The sequence below is a fragment of the Sphingobium sp. TomTYG46 genome, assembly GCF_055396345.1.
Genome location: NZ_AP027324.1, coordinates 426,457 through 443,948 on the forward strand (window position 1 = coordinate 426,457; position 17,492 = coordinate 443,948).

At 60.8% G+C, this 17,492-nt stretch carries 16 protein-coding genes; 14 read left to right on the forward strand and 2 right to left on the reverse strand.

The genetic code is table 11. The features are described from left to right. Nucleotides 1-2: 2 nt before the first annotated feature. The 14 genes from nuoF (at nt 3) to ACZ5YV_RS02375 (ending at nt 14,937) form a co-directional block, all read left to right on the forward strand. A complete protein-coding gene (nuoF, locus tag ACZ5YV_RS02310) occupies nt 3-1,313 on the forward strand; it encodes an NADH-quinone oxidoreductase subunit NuoF (protein WP_464788398.1) in 1,311 nt (436 codons plus the stop codon). Then, nucleotides 1,310-1,870, forward strand: a complete 561-nt coding sequence (locus ACZ5YV_RS02315) for a hypothetical protein (RefSeq protein ID WP_464788399.1) — start codon at nt 1,310-1,312, stop codon at nt 1,868-1,870. Before nuoF ends, ACZ5YV_RS02315 begins: the two co-directional genes overlap by 4 nt. Then, nucleotides 1,863-3,869 (forward strand): NADH-quinone oxidoreductase subunit NuoG, encoded by a 2,007-nt coding sequence (nuoG, locus tag ACZ5YV_RS02320; RefSeq protein ID WP_464788400.1) that lies wholly within the window; start codon nt 1,863-1,865, stop codon nt 3,867-3,869. Before ACZ5YV_RS02315 ends, nuoG begins: the two co-directional genes overlap by 8 nt. Continuing rightward, nucleotides 3,866-4,915, forward strand: coding sequence for an NADH-quinone oxidoreductase subunit NuoH (nuoH, locus tag ACZ5YV_RS02325; RefSeq protein WP_464788401.1), 1,050 nt, complete (start codon nt 3,866-3,868; stop codon nt 4,913-4,915). The genes nuoG and nuoH overlap by 4 nt, the downstream gene beginning before the upstream one ends. Next, nucleotides 4,912-5,397 (forward strand): NADH-quinone oxidoreductase subunit NuoI, encoded by a 486-nt coding sequence (nuoI, locus tag ACZ5YV_RS02330; RefSeq protein WP_464788402.1) that lies wholly within the window; start codon nt 4,912-4,914, stop codon nt 5,395-5,397. Before nuoH ends, nuoI begins: the two co-directional genes overlap by 4 nt. Before the next feature lie 33 nt (nt 5,398-5,430). Then, a complete protein-coding gene (locus tag ACZ5YV_RS02335) occupies nt 5,431-6,042 on the forward strand; it encodes an NADH-quinone oxidoreductase subunit J (protein ID WP_464788403.1) in 612 nt (203 codons plus the stop codon). Nucleotides 6,043-6,160: 118 nt separating this feature from the next. After that, nucleotides 6,161-6,466: an NADH-quinone oxidoreductase subunit NuoK gene (nuoK, locus tag ACZ5YV_RS02340; RefSeq protein WP_004211745.1), complete on the forward strand. Its 306-nt coding sequence runs from the start codon at nt 6,161-6,163 to the stop codon at nt 6,464-6,466. A gap of 6 nt (nt 6,467-6,472) precedes the next feature. Continuing rightward, nucleotides 6,473-8,518 carry an NADH-quinone oxidoreductase subunit L gene (gene nuoL, locus ACZ5YV_RS02345; RefSeq protein WP_464788404.1) on the forward strand — a complete coding sequence of 682 codons (2,046 nt, stop codon included), beginning with the start codon at nt 6,473-6,475 and terminating at the stop codon, nt 8,516-8,518. After that, nucleotides 8,518-10,092, forward strand: coding sequence for an NADH-quinone oxidoreductase subunit M (locus ACZ5YV_RS02350; protein ID WP_464788405.1), 1,575 nt, complete (start codon nt 8,518-8,520; stop codon nt 10,090-10,092). Before nuoL ends, ACZ5YV_RS02350 begins: the two co-directional genes overlap by 1 nt. Next, nucleotides 10,092-11,528, forward strand: a complete 1,437-nt coding sequence (gene nuoN, locus ACZ5YV_RS02355; RefSeq protein WP_464788406.1) for an NADH-quinone oxidoreductase subunit NuoN — start codon at nt 10,092-10,094, stop codon at nt 11,526-11,528. Before ACZ5YV_RS02350 ends, nuoN begins: the two co-directional genes overlap by 1 nt. A 5-nt stretch (nt 11,529-11,533) precedes the next feature. Then, nucleotides 11,534-12,232, forward strand: a complete 699-nt coding sequence (locus ACZ5YV_RS02360) for a biotin--[acetyl-CoA-carboxylase] ligase (RefSeq protein WP_464789131.1) — start codon at nt 11,534-11,536, stop codon at nt 12,230-12,232. A 16-nt stretch (nt 12,233-12,248) separates the two neighbouring features. Then, nucleotides 12,249-13,028: a type III pantothenate kinase gene (locus ACZ5YV_RS02365; protein WP_464788407.1), complete on the forward strand. Its 780-nt coding sequence runs from the start codon at nt 12,249-12,251 to the stop codon at nt 13,026-13,028. After that, nucleotides 13,028-14,665 carry a ribonuclease J gene (locus ACZ5YV_RS02370; RefSeq protein WP_464788408.1) on the forward strand — a complete coding sequence of 546 codons (1,638 nt, stop codon included), beginning with the start codon at nt 13,028-13,030 and terminating at the stop codon, nt 14,663-14,665. Before ACZ5YV_RS02365 ends, ACZ5YV_RS02370 begins: the two co-directional genes overlap by 1 nt. A gap of 11 nt (nt 14,666-14,676) precedes the next feature. Further along, nucleotides 14,677-14,937: a DUF1467 family protein gene (locus tag ACZ5YV_RS02375; protein WP_464788409.1), complete on the forward strand. Its 261-nt coding sequence runs from the start codon at nt 14,677-14,679 to the stop codon at nt 14,935-14,937. Nucleotides 14,938-15,028: 91 nt separating this feature from the next. Here ACZ5YV_RS02375 and ACZ5YV_RS02380 read toward each other — a convergent pair whose 3' ends face one another. Both ACZ5YV_RS02380 and ACZ5YV_RS02385 read right to left on the reverse strand, forming a co-directional pair. Continuing rightward, nucleotides 15,029-15,685, reverse strand: a complete 657-nt coding sequence (locus ACZ5YV_RS02380) for a response regulator (RefSeq protein WP_464788410.1) — start codon at nt 15,683-15,685, stop codon at nt 15,029-15,031. After that, complete coding sequence (locus ACZ5YV_RS02385) at nt 15,682-17,391, reverse strand: sensor histidine kinase (RefSeq protein WP_464788411.1); 1,710 nt, start codon at nt 17,389-17,391, stop codon at nt 15,682-15,684. The genes ACZ5YV_RS02380 and ACZ5YV_RS02385 overlap by 4 nt, the downstream gene beginning before the upstream one ends. Nucleotides 17,392-17,492 lie beyond the last annotated feature (101 nt).

Genomic DNA, 17,492 nt, shown 5'->3' on the forward strand with positions numbered 1-17,492 from the left:
GCATGAGCGACGTCATCGCACCCCTTGCCGACAAGGATCGCATCTTCACCAACGTCTATGGCTTCCAGGATTGGGGCATCGACGCTGCATGCAAGCGCGGCGATTGGGACAATACCAAGGCGCTGCTGGAGATCGGCCAGGACGAGATCATCGATCGCATCAAGGCGTCCGGCCTGCGTGGTCGTGGGGGCGCGGGCTTCCCGACCGGCATGAAGTGGAGCTTCATGCCCAAGGAAAGCAAGGATGGCCGTCCGAGCTTCCTGGTCATCAATGCTGACGAATCCGAGCCGGGTTCGTGCAAGGACCGCGAGATCATCCGCCATGATCCCCATAAGCTGATCGAAGGTGCGCTGGTCGCTGGTTTCGCCATGAGGGCGCGTGCGGCGTACATCTATATCCGCGGCGAGTTCATCTATGAGGCCAAGGTCCTCTTCGCCGCCGTCGAGCAGGCCTATGAAAAAGGCTTTCTCGGCAAGAACGCATGCGGTTCCGGTTATGATTTCGACGTCTTCGTCCATCGCGGCGCGGGCGCCTATATCTGCGGCGAGGAAACTGCGCAGATCGAAAGTTTGGAAGGCAAGAAGGGCCAACCGCGCCTGAAGCCGCCTTTCCCGGCAGGCGCGGGCCTTTATGGCTGCCCCACGACCGTCAACAATGTGGAATCGATCGCCGTTGCGCCCACGATCCTGCGCCGTGGCTCGGAATGGTTCGCAAGCTTCGGGCGGGAGAATAACAAGGGCACCAAGCTCTTCCAGATCAGCGGCCATGTGAACAAGCCCTGCGTCGTCGAAGAGTCGATGGGCATCAGCTTCAAGGAACTGATCGACCGGCATTGCGGTGGTATTCGTGGTGGCTGGGACAATTTGTTGGCGGTGATCCCTGGCGGTTCGTCGGTGCCGCTGGTTCCGGCGCGTGAGATCATGGACGCGCCGATGGACTTTGACGGGCTGAAGGCGGTTGGGTCTGGTTTGGGCACGGCGGCGGTCATCGTCATGGACAAGTCGACCGACATCGTCCGCGCGATCAGCCGTCTCTCCTACTTCTACAAGCATGAGAGCTGCGGCCAGTGCACGCCATGCCGTGAAGGCACCGGCTGGATGTGGCGCGTGATGGAACGGCTGCGTTCTGGCGAGGCCGACATTGGCGAGATCGACATGCTCCAGCAGGTGACGAAGCAGGTCGAAGGCCACACCATCTGCGCGCTCGGCGACGCGGCGGCTTGGCCGATCCAGGGCCTGATCCGGCACTTCCGTCCCGAGATCGAGCGGCGGATCAACGAGCGTGGCGTGCCTGTGATGGAGGCGGCTGAGTGAAACGACTTCCATTTCTCCTTTTTGTCTTTTTAGTTGGACTTGGTTTCGGCCATGCGCCTGCTTATGCGGGCAAGAGCGATGAGGCGTGGGCAAAATGTCTTTGGGAAACTGTGCCGAGTTCTGCCAATAATTGGTTGGCAATGCCCCTGCCGAAGCGCGACTATGGTCTGGCACAACCTCCGGCAGAGTACGTTCTTCAATATCGCTTGCAGGCCGCGTGCCATGAAAAGCTAATTCCGATAGGGAAGAAATCACCTCCAGGCTTCAACGCAAAGTCGATACGACTTGCGTTAGAAAAGACGAAGCCGTTGGAAGTGCGATCTGATCTGACTGATCCGAAGGCATTTCGTTGCACGCGCTATTTCTTAAACGATACCGAGTTCAAGAATCCTGCCGCTTATTCGTGGGGGTTCGGCGAAGGCTCTAACGAGCACATAGTTTCATCCATTACATATTTCTTCGCCGCGCAGGGCGGCGGCAGTGTCGGACTGCCCAATTCCGGTGGCTTGAAGAAATGCCATTGGATCAAGGAAGACGGGACTTTTATCGATGCCTAAAGTCAAAGTAGACGGCGTAGAACTCGAAGTTCCGGCGGGCGCGACGGTCCTGCAGGCGTGCGAGATGGCGGGGAAGGAAATTCCGCGTTTCTGCTATCATGAGCGGCTGAGCATCGCGGGCAATTGCCGCATGTGTCTGGTCGAGGTGAAGCCTGGGCCGCCCAAGCCGCAAGCAAGCTGCGCGCTGCCAGCGGCGGACAATCAGGAAATCTTCACCCAGACCGAAATGGTGAAAAAGGCGCGGGAAGGGGTGATGGAGTTTCTCCTCATCAACCATCCGCTGGATTGCCCGATCTGCGATCAGGGTGGCGAGTGCGACCTTCAGGACCAGTCGGTCGCCTATGGCCGTGGCGGCAGCCGCTTTGAGGAAAACAAGCGCGCCGTTACCGAGAAATATATGGGGCCGATCGTCAAGACGGTCATGACCCGCTGCATCCAGTGCACCCGCTGCGTGCGCTTTGCCGAGGAAGTCGCGGGCGTGCCGGAGATCGGCGCGATCGGGCGCGGCGAGAATATGCAGATCACCACCTATCTCGAACATGCCGCGAAAAGCGAGCTGTCGGGCAATGTGGTCGACCTGTGCCCGGTCGGTGCGCTGACGTCGAAGCCCTATGCGTTTGAGGCGCGGCCCTGGGAGTTGCGCAAGACGCCCGCGATCGACGTGATGGATGCGGTGGGCACCAATATCCGCCTCGACAGCCGCGGCCGTCAGGTGCTGCGCGCGGTGCCGCGCATCAACGACGACGTGAACGAGGAATGGGCGAGCGACAAGACCCGGCACAATGTCGATGGTCTGGTCCGCAAGCGGCTCGACAAGCCATTCGTGCGCAAGGACGGCAAGCTGGTTCCCGCCACGTGGGAAGAGGCGTTCAAGGCGATTGCCGCCGTCCAGCATGGCGGTTCGGTTGCAGCGCTCGCGGGTGACCTGCTCGATTGCGAGACGATGTTCGCGGGCAAGCTGCTCGTCGAGAAGCTGGGCGGTTCGATGCTGGAAGGGCGTCAGACGGGTCTGGCCTATGATGTGTCGAGCCTGTCGGCGGTGAATTTCAACACGACGCTGAACGGCATTGAGATGGCTGACGCGATCCTGCTGATCGGCACCAACTTGCGCTGGGAAGCGCCGCTGGTGAACACGCGGATCCGCAAGGCGATCAAGAAGGGCGCGAAGGTCTTCGCGCTCGGGCCTCAGGTCGACTTGACCTACAAGGTCGAATGGCTGGGCAATGATGCATCGCTACTGGCGAAGCTTCCGCAAGCTGTGGTCGAGGCGTTCGGCAAGGCGGCGCGTCCGGCGATGATCGTCGGTGGCGGCGTACTGGCGAAGGACGGCGCGCATGGCGACACGCTGGCGCTGGTCGAGACGCTGGGTCTGATCAAGGATGGTTGGAACGGCTATAACGTGCTGCACTTCGCAGCGGCGCGCATGGGCGGTCTGATGCTGGGCTATGCGACGCAGGGCGGGATCAAGGCTGTGGCTGCGGCCAAGCCGAAACTGCTCTTCTCGCTCGGCGCGGACGAGGCCGATTATTCGGCTTTCGAAGACAGCTTCAAGGTCTATGTCGGCCACCATGGTGACAAGGGTGCGCATGCGGCGGATGTGATCTTGCCAGGCGCTAGTTATGCCGAGAAGGCGGGCACCTATGTCAACCTGGAAGGCCGGGTTCAACGCGGTGAAAAGGCCGTGTTCGCGCCGGGTGATGCGCGTGAGGATTGGTCGATCCTGCGAGCGCTTTCTGAAGTGCTGGGCGCGACGCTGCCGTTCGACAGCTTCGACGCGCTGCGCGCCGAAATGGCGAAGGCCGTTCCGGCGCTGGGCGTGGAAGGCCTGGCCGATTATGGCTGGTCCTTGCCCAAACTGCCGGGCGGGGCGAGTGGTGAGTTCGGATCGCCGATCAAGGATTTCTACCTGACCAACGCCATCTGCCGCGCCAGCCCGACGATGCAGCAATGTTCGGCCGAGCTGATCCATGGTGAGACCTTCGCGGAGGCCGCAGAGTGACCGCTTTCTTCCAATCATTCGGCATGCCCTTCGAAGGCGCATGGCTGCTGTCGACGATCATCGGCATATTGGTGATCGCCCTGCCGCTGATGCTGGCGGTGGCCATGATCATCTATGCCGACCGGAAGATCTGGGCGGCCATGGCGCTGCGCCGTGGTCCGAACGTGGTTGGTCCTTTCGGGCTGCTCCAGTCCTTCGCGGACGGGGCCAAGGTGTTCCTGCAGGAAACCATCATCCCGTCGGCCGCCAACCGCGCGCTGTTCCTGATCGCGCCGATCATCACCTTTACCGTGGCGCTGATCGCCTGGGCGGTGATCCCGTTCCAGGCGGGCGTGGTGCTGGCGAACATCAATGTCGGCCTGCTCTACATCCTGGCCATCAGTTCGCTCGGTGTTTACGGCATCGTGCTGGCGGGTTGGGCGTCGAACTCGAAATATCCCTTCTACTCGGCGATCCGCGCGAGCGCGCAGATGATCAGCTATGAAGTGTCGATCGGCTTCATCCTGGTGTGCGTCGTGCTGTGGGCTGGCAGCTTCAACCTGACCGCGATCGTGGAAAGCCAGCGCGGCTATTATGGGTTCATCAACGGGCATGCGTTCAACCCGCTGCTCTTCCCGATGGCGATCATGTTCCTGATCTCAGCCATGGCTGAAACCGGGCGCGCGCCTTTCGATCTGACCGAGGCGGAAAGCGAATTGGTCGCGGGCTACCAGACCGAATATTCGTCGATGTCTTTCGCGCTCTACTGGCTCGGCGAATATGCCAACGTGCTGCTGATGTGCGCGCTGAACGCGATCCTGTTCTGGGGCGGCTATTTGCCGCCGATCGATTGGGCACCGCTCTATTATGTGCCGGGAATCATCTGGCTGTTCGCCAAGATCCTGTTCTTCTTCTTCGTCTTCTCCTGGGTGAAGGCGACGGTGCCGCGTTACCGTTATGACCAGTTGATGCGTCTGGGCTGGAAGGTGTTCCTGCCGACCTCGCTCTTCTTTGTCTTCCTGGTTTCGGGCTTCCTCATGTTTACGCGCTACGGAGGCGCTCAATGAGCCTCGCTTATTACATCAAATCCTTCACCCTTTGGGAGTTTGTGAAGGCGCATTGGCTGACCTTGAAATATTTCTTCAAGCCCAAGGCGACCATCAACTACCCCTATGAGAAGAACCCGATTTCGCCGCGGTTCCGGGGTGAGCATGCGCTGCGCCGCTATCCCAATGGCGAAGAGCGCTGCATCGCGTGCAAGCTGTGCGAGGCGGTCTGTCCGGCGCAGGCGATCACCATCGAGGCGCAGCCGCGTGACGATGGCAGCCGCCGTACGACGCGCTACGACATTGACATGACGAAGTGCATCTATTGCGGCTTCTGTCAGGAAGCCTGCCCGGTTGATGCGATCGTCGAAGGGCCGAATTTCGAATTTTCGACCGAAACCCGCGAGGAGCTTATCTACGACAAGGCGAAGCTCCTTGAAAATGGCGACAAGTGGGAGCGGGCGCTGGCCGCTAACCTTGCCGCCGATGCACCCTATCGTTAAGCCGCGACCCGATCGAAGAGGATATATGATCCTGTGATTCACGTGCTTGCCTTTTACCTGTTCGCCACTTTGGTGGTGTGCAGCGGCGCGCTGACGATCCTGTCGCGCAATCCGGTTCATTCGGTGCTGTGGCTAATCCTCGCGTTCTTCAACGCGGCGGGCCTGATGGTGCTGCTAGGTGCCGAGTTCATCGCGATGCTGCTCATCATCGTCTATGTGGGTGCGGTCGCCGTATTGTTCCTGTTTGTCGTCATGATGCTCGACATCGACTTCGCGGAACTGCGGGCTGGGTTCGTCGATTATCTGCCCTTTGGCATGCTGGTCGCCCTGGTTTTGCTGGCCGAGATTGTGCTGGGGATCGGCATCTGGAGCGCGGGGCCGATCGAGCTTGCCCAGCGCGCGGCACCTGTGAACCCGGAGCTGTCGAATATCCAGGCGATCGGGACGCTGCTCTACACGCGCTACATCTTCCTGTTCGAAGCAGCGGGCATCGTTCTGCTGGTGGCGATGATCGGCGCGATCGTGTTGACCCATCGTGCACGCGGCGGCGTGCGCGGGCAGAATATCGCCCGTCAGAACCGCCGCCGTCCGCAGGATGCCGTGCGCAACGTCAATCAGCCCGTGGGGCAGGGGGTGGAGCTGTGACGCACCCCTATTCCGTCATGCCAGCGCAGGCTGGCATCTCAGGCCGGATCGTTCGGCGTATGAGGCATGAGACCCCAGCTTTCGCCGGGGTGACGGCCTCTTTTATGGGAATGCCGTCATGATCGGCCTTCAGCATTATATGGTGGTCAGCGCGATCCTGTTCGTGATGGGGGTGCTGGGCATTTTCATCAACCGTAAGAATGTCATCATCATCCTGATGGCGATCGAGCTGATCCTCTTGAGCGTGAACATCAACCTTGTCGCCTTCAGCGCCTTCCTGGGCGATTTGGTGGGGCAGGTGTTCAGCATGTTCGTGCTGACTGTCGCGGCGGGTGAGGCGGCCATCGGCCTTGCCATCCTCGTCATCTATTTCCGTGGTCGCGGCACCATTGCCGTCGATGATGTCAACCGGATGAAGGGCTAAAGCTCGATGATCCAGCTTATCGTCCTTCTTCCGCTCATCGCGGCTGTCATCGCGGGCCTTGGCAACAAGGCGTTGGGCAAGCTGCCTGCGAAGATCATCACTACCGGCGCGCTCTTCGTTTCCTGCGCGCTTAGCTGGCCGATCTTCATCGCCTTCCTGACCGGGCATGCGGAACCCTATGTGGCGCCTGCCTTCACCTGGATTCAGTCGGGCAGTTTTGATGCTCAATGGGCGCTGCGCGTTGACGCGATGACGGCGGTTATGCTGGTGGTGATCACCAGCGTGTCGAGCCTCGTCCACCTCTATAGCTGGGGCTATATGGAGGAGGAGCCGGATCAGCCGCGCTTCTTCGCCTATCTCTCGCTTTTCACCTTCGCGATGCTGATGCTCGTAACGGCCAACAATCTGTTGCAGATGTTCTTTGGCTGGGAAGGCGTCGGTCTTGCCTCCTATCTGTTGATTGGCTTCTGGTTCCGTAAACCGAGCGCGAACGCGGCCGCGATCAAGGCGTTCGTCGTTAACCGCGTCGGCGACCTTGGCTTTATGCTGGGTATCTTTGGCACCTATCTGGTGTTCAATACAATTTCGATCCCCGAAATCCTGGCCGCCGCGCCCTCCATGGCCGGATCGACCATCGGTTTCCTGGGGCATCGTTTCGACACCATGACCGTGCTCTGCTTGCTGCTGTTCATCGGCGCGATGGGCAAGTCGGCCCAGTTGGGTCTTCACACCTGGCTGCCGGACGCGATGGAAGGCCCGACCCCGGTGTCGGCGCTGATCCATGCTGCGACCATGGTGACCGCGGGGGTGTTCATGGTGTGTCGCCTGTCGCCGATGTTCGAAGCCTCGCCGACGGCGCTGGGCTTCGTGACCTTTATCGGCGCGGCGACCTGCCTGTTCGCGGCGACGGTTGGTACGGTGCAGAACGACATCAAGCGCGTCATCGCCTATTCGACCTGCTCGCAGCTCGGCTACATGTTCTTTGCTGCAGGTGTTGGCGCTTATGGCGCGGCGATGTTCCACCTGTTCACCCACGCCTTCTTCAAGGCGTTGCTGTTCCTGGGCGCTGGATCGGTGATCCATGCGATGCACCATGAGCAGGACATGCGTTACTATGGCGCACTGCGGAAGGAGATTCCGATCACCTTCTGGACGATGACGCTGGGAACGCTGGCGATCACGGGCGTGGGCATTCCGTTGCTGGGCTATGGTTTTGCAGGCTTTTATTCGAAAGACGCAATCCTGGAATCGGCGTTCGCGGCGGGCGGCAACGGCGTGGGCGCGTTCCTTGTCGGCACCTTTGCGGCGTTGCTGACCAGCTTCTATAGCTGGCGGCTTGTTTTCCTGACCTTCTTTGGCAAGCCGCGCTGGGCCGCATCGGAGCATATTCAGCACGCCGTTCATGGCCATCATGAGACGCCGGACGAAGAAACCGCGCATGATGGCCACGGCCATCATGACGAGCAGGGGCATGAGATGACGGGAACGGCGGGTTATCATCCGCATGAAAGCCCCTGGGTCATGCTGTTGCCGCTGGTGCTGCTGAGCCTGGGCGCGGTGTTCGCCGGCTTCATCTTCCATGATCAGTTCATCGGAGCAGAAGGCGGCGTCGAGTTCTGGAAGGGCGCTCTTTCGTTCGACAGTCACCTGATGCATGCGAGCCATGAGGTGCCCAACTGGGTTAAGTTCGCGCCGTTCACGGTGATGCTGACCGGCTTCGTCATTGCGTGGCTTAGCTACATCAAGAATACCGATTGGCCGCGCCGTTTTGTGGCGGAGTTCGGGGTGCTGTACCAGTTCCTGCTCAACAAATGGTATTTTGACGAGCTGTATCACTTCCTGTTCGTCAAGCCTGCCTTCGCCATCGGCCGCTTCTTCTGGAAGTTCGGTGATGTCGGCTTCATCGACCGCTTCGGCCCCAATGGGCTCGCCGCGCTGGTCGTGCAGGGCAATAAAGTCACCCGTCGGCTTCAGTCCGGCTACCTCTACACATACGCGCTGGTGATGCTGATCGGCCTCGCCGCGGCCGCAACCTGGGCGATGACACGATAATGGACGGCTTCCCCATCCTTTCCCTGATGATGGCAGTGCCGATGGCGGGGGCCATCGCCTGTCTCTATTCGGGTGCGAACCAGGCGCGTTGGATCGCGTTGTTGGCGACGCTGGTCGATCTGGCGCTCGGCGTCCTGCTGTGGTCGAAATTCGACCAGTCGGGCGGCGCGGCGCAGTGGCAGTTCCAGGAATATGCGCCGATCTTCGGTCGCTTCGCCTGGGCGCTGGGGATCGACGGCATCGCGCTGGTGCTGATCATGCTGACCGTTTTCCTGATGCCGATCTGCATCGGGGCGAGCTGGCAGGCGATAGAGAAGCGCGTCGGTGAATATATGGCGGCTTTCCTGTTCATGGAGGTGCTGATGATCGGCGTCTTCACGGCGCAGGATCTCTACCTCTTTTACGTGATGTTCGAAGCAGGCCTGATCCCGATGTACCTGATCATCGGCATCTGGGGCGGGGCGGATCGCATCTACGCGAGCTACAAGTTCTTTCTCTATACGCTGCTCGGATCGGTGCTGATGCTGATCGCGATGATGTGGATGGTGCACGACGCGGGCACCACCGACATCCCGACGCTGATGGCCTATAATTTCGATCCGCATGTGCAGACCTGGCTGTTCCTGGCCTTCTTCGCGAGCTTTGCCGTCAAGATGCCGATGTGGCCGGTTCACACCTGGTTGCCGGATGCCCACGTGCAGGCGCCGACGGCCGGTTCGGTCATTCTGGCGGGCGTGTTGCTGAAGATGGGTGGCTACGGCTTCATCCGTTTCTCGCTGCCGATGTTCCCGGAAGCTTCAGCGCAGCTGGCCTGGCTGGTCTGGGGTCTGTCGATGGTGGCGGTGGTTTACACCAGCCTCGTCGCGCTGGTGCAGACCGACATGAAGAAGCTGATCGCCTATTCCTCGGTCGCGCATATGGCGATCGTGACGGTCGGCCTGTTCGCATTTAATCAGGCGGGCATCGAAGGCGCGATGATGGTGATGCTGGGTCATGGCCTGGTTTCGGGCGCGCTGTTCTTGTGTGTCGGTGTCATCTACGACCGTCTGCATACGCGTGAGATTTCGCGCTACGGCGGCCTTAGCATCAACATGCCCAAATATGCGGTGCTGTTCCTGCTGTTCACCATGGCGTCGGTCGGCCTGCCGGGTACGAGCAACTTCGTGGGTGAGTTCCTGGCGCTGATGGGCATCTATCAGGCGTCGAGCTGGGTGGCGCTGGTCTGCACGACGGGCATTATTTTGGGCGCGGCCTATATGCTCTATCTCTACCGCCGCATTGCTTATGGCGAGCAGAAGAATGCCGATGCAGCGGCGATGCCTGACCTGTCGATGCGGGAAATGTGGCTGCTGGCGCCGATCGCTGCTGCCGTCCTGTGGATGGGTATCTATCCCGAAAGCTTCCTGGCGCCGATGCGGTCTGACATTCGTGCGCTGGAAGCCCGCATTGCCTCTGCGGCTCCAGCGGGCGATTCCAGGATCAAGATGGGTCCGGCTGTCGTGCCGACGGCGGCTCATCACGGCGAAGACCATAGTGCAATGTCCCATGAAAAAGCGTCGGGGGAGGCGCACTGATGATTGATTCCGCTTCCCTTCTTGCCGTTCTGCCGGAGCTTGTCCTTACGGCGGGTGGGCTGGTCCTCCTGATGATCGCCGCTTTTGGCGGTGACGGGACCGCGCGCGCCGTCAACTGGCTGTCGGTGTTGACGTTGCTCGTTGCGGGTTTGATGCTGCCGGTTTCCCTAGCGCATGGGCCACTCGCCTTTGACGGGCTGGTGCGTGCCGATGCGTTTTCGGTTTTCGCCAAGGCACTTATTTATGGTTCGGCCGGTGCCGCAATTTTGTTGGCGCCGCGCTACTTCCTCGTCGATGGCGCGTTGCGGCCGGAATATCCCATCCTGATCCTGTTCAGCAGCATCGGCATGGGCATGATGGTGTCGGCCGGTGATTTGCTGACCCTTTATGTCGGATTGGAGATGCAGAGCCTGGCCGCCTATGTGCTGGCGAGCTTCATGCGTCAGGATGAACGGTCTTCCGAAGCGGGCCTTAAATATTTCGTGCTCGGGTCGCTGGCGAGCGGCATCCTGCTCTACGGCACGGCGCTGCTTTACGGCTTTACCGGAAGCACGAGCTTTGATGGCATCGCCGTCGCGTTGGGCGATGGCGTGGGCAAGGGCGAACTGTTCGGCATGGTGTTCCTGCTGGCCGGTCTTGCCTTCAAGATGAGCGCTGTGCCGTTCCATATGTGGACGCCCGACGTTTACGAAGGCGCGCCGACGCCGGTTACGACCTTCTTCGGCAGCGCGCCCAAGGTTGCGGCGATGGCTTTGACCGTGCGTGTCGCGATCGAGGCGCTGGGTCCCGCCGGGCTTGACTGGCAGCAGATCGTTATCTTCGTGGCGCTGGCTTCGATCATCTTCGGCGCGGTGGCGGCCATCGGCCAGACCAACATCAAGCGTCTGATGGCCTATTCGTCGATCAACAATGTCGGCTTCGCGCTGATCGGCCTTGCCGCGGCGACGCCTGCGGGCGTGGCGGCGACGATGAGCTATATGGCGATCTATGTTGTGATGACGATCGGCGGCTTTGCCTGCATCTTGCAGATGCGGGATGCCGAAGGGCGTCCAGTGGAGAGCATTGCGAGCCTTGCGGGTCTGTCGCAGTCGCGCAAGGGGCTGGCCGCAGCGCTGGCGATCTTCATGTTCTCCATGGCCGGTATCCCGCCGCTGTTCGGTTTCTGGGCGAAGTTCCTGGTGTTCGATGCGGCGGTGGCTGCGGGGCTGACCGCGCTGGCGGCGTTCGGTATCGCGGCTTCGGTAATTGGCGCATTCTATTATCTCAAGATCATCAAGACGATGTATTTCGATGAGCCTGCCGCAGCTTATGAAGCGCGGGGCGGGGCGGTCGAGAATATCATTCTGACCGCCTGCGCGGCTGTGATCGTCGTCGGATATCTGTTGAACCCCGTGCTGGACAAGGCAAGCGCGGCCGCTGCGGCGTCGCTATTCTGAGCGATATTCGCTTCGTCGAAGAGACCGGCTCCACCAACGCCGACATGCTGGCGTTGGCGGAGCATGGCATCGCCGAAGGGACGTGGTTACGCGCCGGTCGGCAGACGGGGGGGCGCGGCCGTATGGGGCGGGCCTGGGAAAGTCCTGCTGGCAATCTTTATTGTTCCACGCTGGTGCGCCTGCGCGCCGGTGATCCGCCGCCGCATCTGCTGGCTCTGGTTGCCGCAAATACGGTTCATGCGCTGGTAGCCCCTCTGTGCGAGGGGCAAGCGCGGATCAAATGGCCCAATGATGTTCTGGTCGATGGCGCGAAGATCGCTGGCATCCTGCTCGAACGCGCCGGAGATTCCATCGTCGTGGGGATCGGTATTAATGTAGTCGGCCATCCGGAAGGGCTGGACCGGCCTGTCACCAGTTTGGCGGCACAGGGGGCGGGGGACGCGCAGGCGAGTGCCTTGATCGAGAGATTGGCTGAGCTGTTCGCCCATTGGCTGGCGATCTGGCGCGCGCAGGGGTTGGATCCGGTGCGGGCTCATTGGCTGCTCAATGCGCATGCCAGCGGCACCGCGATGCGGGTTGTGCAGCCTGACGGCGAGACTGTGGAAGGCACATTCGATACGCTTGATCAGCAGGGCATGCTGATCCTCCGCTTGGCGAATGGCGATACCCGTGCCATTCATGCGGGCGACATCCTTCTCATCTGATATCCGGGGACGGGCCATGCTTCTCGCGATCGACGCGGGCAATACCAATGTGGTTTTCGCACTGCTTGAAGGGCGGGAGATTCGCGCCCGTTGGCGGATCGCGACTGATCCGCGCCGGACGGCGGATGAATATGCCGTGTGGCTGAACCAGTTGCTGATGCTGGAAGGCTATGCCCTTGCGGATGTCGATGCGGTGATCATCGCCACCGTTGTTCCCCGCGCGCTGCATAATCTTCAGGTGCTGGCGGAGAAATATTTCAAGACCACTGCGCTTGTCGCGGGTCAGGCCCCGGTTGAATGGGGCGTTGAACTGGACGTGGCGGAGCCCGCTTCCGTGGGTGCCGACCGGGTTGTAAACGCCATTGCCGCTCACCATTTGTACGAAGGCGATTTGATCGTCATCGATTTTGGAACCGCGACAACCTTCGACGTCATCGATTATCAGGGGACGTACAAAGGTGGCATCATTGCGCCGGGTATCAACCTGTCGCTCGATGCATTGGTCGCGGCCGCTGCCAAGCTTCCAAAGATTGCCATTGCGCCGCCGGAGAACCGTTCGGTTATCGGTCGCACGACGGAAGCGCAGATGCATATCGGCGTGTTCTGGGGCTATGTCGCGATGATGGAAGGGCTGGTTGCCCGGACGCGCGCGGAGATTGGCCGCCCAGCCAAAGTGATTTCGACAGGCGGCCTTGCTGTCCTGTTTGATGAAAATAGTGAAATTTTCGATGCGATCGCGCCGGACCTGACCATTTTGGGTCTCGCGCTGCTGCACGAACGGAGTTTGAAGAACTGATGATACCTAAAGACGAGCTGCTCTTCCTGGCCCTGGGCGGGTCGGGAGAGATTGGCATGAACGTCAATCTCTATGGCTGCCAGGGCAAGTGGGTGATGGTCGATCTTGGCCTGACCTTCGCCGACCCGGCTTATCCGGGCGTTGATCTGGTGCTGCCCGATCTGTCCTTCATCGAAGAGCGTCGCGACGACCTGCTGGGCATCGTGCTCACCCATGGGCATGAAGATCATATCGGGGCCATCCCCTATCTGGCCGCTGACCTTGGCGTGCCGCTATATGCGACGCCGTTTACGGCGGGCCTCATCAGGCTGAAGTTGGAGGAAGAGGGGCTGACCAAAGAGGTCGAGCTGAATGTGATCGACAATGAAGGCAGCTTCGCGCTGGGGCCATTTGGCTTCCGCTATGTGCCGCTGGCTCATTCGATTCCCGAGGGCAATGCCGTGCTGATCGACACGCCTCACGGACGTGTTTTCCACACGGGCGACTGGAAGATCGATGTGAAGCCATTGCTGGGCCAGCCTTCGACCCCCGAGGAGCTGACCGCGATCGGTGATGAGGGGGTGCTGGCGCTTGTTTGCGACAGTACGAATGTTTTCAATTCCGAGGCGAGCGGCTCCGAAGCCGATGTGCGCGAAGGGCTGATGCAGACGATCACCGGCGCGAAGGGGCGGGTGCTTGTTACTACTTTCGCCTCCAACGCGGCGCGTTTGCAGACGCTCGGCGAAGTGGCGAATGCGGTCGGACGCAAGCTGTGCGTCGCCGGGCGATCGCTGGACCGGATCATCTCGACCGCTAAGGCAGCAGGATATCTCAAAGACTTCCCACGGACGGTCGATTGGGAGGATGCGATGGCGCTGCCCCGTAACGAGGTGATGATCATCGCAACTGGCGGGCAGGGTGAAGCGCGTGCCGCCTTGTCTCGCGTTGCTTTCGACAGTCATCCGATCAAGCTGGACACCGGCGACTTGGTGGTTTTCTCGTCCAAGCAGATACCGGGTAACGAGATCGCGATTGGACGTATTCAAAATGCCCTGGCGACCAAGGGTGTGCTGATGGTGACGGATCGCCAGGCCGAGGTCCATGTTTCGGGCCATCCGGGGCGGCCCGAACTTGAAGCCATGTATCGCTGGGTGCGGCCGCAAATTTTGCTGCCCGTCCATGGCGAGCGGCGGCACATGGCGGAGCAAGCGCGGCTCGGTCTGGCCAGCGGTGTCCCCAGCGCCGTTGTGCAGTCCAATGGCGATTTGCTGAGGCTGGCCCCCAATGGTCCCGAGATCATCGGGCATGAGGCTACGGGGCGGCTCGTTCTGGATGGCGATGTGATCCTGCCTGCGGACGGTTCCACGATGAACGAGCGCCGCAAGGTCGCGCTGCATGGGCAGATCAGCGTGGCGGTTGCGCTGGACCGCAAGGGCAAGTTGATGGGTGAGCCCGCATTGCGTACCCAAGGCGTGCCGGTGGAAGAGGATAAGGAAGCGTTCTTGGCGGAGGCGGCTGACGAGGCGGCGCAGGCTGTGTCGAAGGGGCCGCTAGAGGAAGAGGCGTTGCGCGAGCGGGTACGGCTGGCGGTGCGGCGGACGGCCACGCGCTGGACGGGCAAGAAGCCGGTGGTGGACGTTCTGCTCATTCGCGCCTAAGGCTCCGCATCATGAACTGGTACGCAATCCTGGCTATTTATGTGCTGTTCTGGGTGATCAGCGCGTTCATCGTTCTGCCTTTCGGCATCCGGACGCCCGACGAAACGGGTGAGGTGATGCTGAAAGGGCAGGCTGACAGCGCGCCCAGCAACTTCCGGCCCGGCATGGTTGCGTTACGTGCGACGGTCCTGTCGGCGCTGTTGTTCGGGCTATATTATGCCAATTATGTCGAGGGCTGGGTCACGCTGGAGCGGCTGACGCATCCTTCATGATGGCCGTAGGATAGTGTTCGCTCCGAGGCGGTCGCGGGCTTCGACAAGCTCAGCCCGGACACGGGCTGAGTTGTGCGGATAGCTGATCTGCTCAGTGCAGGCCGACTGCCGGTATGGCGCTGTCCATCGACAACATCATGATGATCAGTTCTGACCGGGACTTGATGCCGAGCTTCTGAAAGATGCTGTGCAGGTGCACCTTGACCGTTCCTTCGGTCAGGCCGCACCGCGCGGCGATTTCGCGATTGCGGAGGCCGGCCCGGATAAATCCGGCGATCTCCATTTCCCTGTCGGTCAGGCTGGAAAGCGCGTTGTTGTCGTTGGGCGGGGCCGAAATGCTGTGCACAAGCGCCTGTTCCATCACGGCGGGCGCAATGCTTTTGTTGCCGCCCAGCACCTGCGTGATGCAGGATAGCAGTTCGTTGGGATCGCTGTCCTTCAGGACCACGCCATCCACGCCGAGCTTGATCGCCTCCAGCGTCTGGTCAGGGCGGATGTGGACGGTCATGAAGATCACGGGAACATTGCTGCCGCTGTCGCGGATGGCAGACAGGATCGCGAGGCCGCCACCGTCCTTCATACTCACATCCAGGATCAGCAGGTCGGGCTGATCATTCTGGAGGCGGGAGATGGCTTCACTGACAGAACGCGCGCAGAAGACGACGTCATGCCCGTGCGAGCTCAGAAACTGCGCCATGCCATCGAGGAAGATGGGGTGGTCGTCGACTATCGCAATCTGAGCCATCATATTGGGGACCTCGGCAAGGATGAAGGTAATCTAATCGAAATTAATGAATTCATGCTTAAGTTGTGGAAATAGGCGGTGCCGCCGATCTTGCCCAACCGTTTCATGATGGACTGCGATTGCAATTCGAAATCGCCGGTATAGCTTTGCTGCTCGATCCCCCGGTCGCCCGGATTGTCCTTGAGCGCGATCATTATCTCATCATCGGCCTGAGCAAGTGAGACGGTAATATGCTGGGCGGCGGCGTGCTTTACGGCGTTGGCGGTGGCCTCCCGGAGCAGGAACTCCACTTCTGCTGCCGTTTCGGACGTGACCATCATGGGATGGTCTACCGGGTTCAGCCGACACTCAATTCCCCATTGCAGGGCAATGAAGCGGCAGCAGCTTTCGACATCGCGGACCAGATCGACATCGTCCGGTCTGGTGCCGGTCACATTGAGCAGGCGACGCAGATGGGCCTGTTCGGCGGTGACAAGTTCTTCCATCGCATGCAATTCGGCCAGGTGATGCGGGGCATCGCTAGCGGCCAGCCCATGTTGCGCGGTCACGAGGCGGACGCGAAGAGCGGCAAGGGTCTGAAGAACGCTGTCGTGCAGATCGCGGCTGAGCGCGAGACGTGCTTCGGCAAAGGTTCGATCGCGCCAGGCGAGCAGGAAGAAATGCCGATCGAGGAATAGCTCAAGCCCTTCCTGGATGCGCAGTGCGCGCAAGAGGGCGGCGGGCGACCAGCCGTGGCGCGTGCCGACGAAAATGCGACCGCGCAGCTCACCGGCCTGAACCTGAAAGCTCAAACCCTGACCTGCGCCCAGCAGGTCGGATATCGCTTCCGTCAGGTGAGACGCCTTTTCATTTCGCGTGATGCCGAGGCGGTTGCGCAGCAACAGGCGGCTCGATTGACCGGAATAGAGAAAGGGCGCTTCCGGCGGTGCGATGCCCAGCAATGCTTCCACCTGCGGCTGCGGCAGGCTGATGGCATGGACGCCGTCGCCATTGATAAGCTCGCAGTGGATGGGGCCATCGTCCATCTGCCAGACGAGAGCGCAATAGCGGGCTGCCATCAGTTCCGATATCTGCTCCACCACGAAACGCGGAAGAGATTTTTGGAAAGACAGCCCGACGGCCTGCAATCGTTCCGACCATTCGATCAGCCGCCTTTCCAGGATCGACATGCTGAGCATCGCCGCGGCGATGGTGCAGCCGATGATGACCGTGATCCCGTCGATCGCCCGGTCCACCTCTGCTACATGGCGTTCGGCAGCCCAGCTTTCGTAGGAACCCCGCGCCAGGAAAGCGAGAACGAGGCAAAGGGCAAAGACGATTATCGAGCCACGGCCAAAGCGCTCCGACGCCGACCAGGCAACGAAGAACAGGCAGGCGAGGGCTGCTATCTGCAAAGGCTGGCATAGGGCGATCACCGTCAGGAATATGATCGCGTCGAGGATCAGTGACAGGGGCCGGAGCAGCAAGCCCAGCGGCGGCGCCAGCATATGCTGCACAATGCCGAACAGGGTCCAGAGCCAGACGCCGCCGTGCAGAAGTGTGATGGTGCGGGCGAAGTCAGGTTCGTTGTTGAACATCGCGCCGATCTGCCACGTGGCGGCAACGGCAAAGGCGACGCGGGATACGGCAAAACCCAGCGTCGGCGATCGACCCAACCAGAGCACCAGGCGGTCCATCGCGGAAGATGACGCCTTGGGCATATTCAACATGGTGGCTTGTCCCCCGACTCCCACAGGGATGTTTCACCACAGGCGGGCAACAGAAACAACCTATATCGACCCGCGATCTGGTGCGTCCCCAGCAGTGGCGC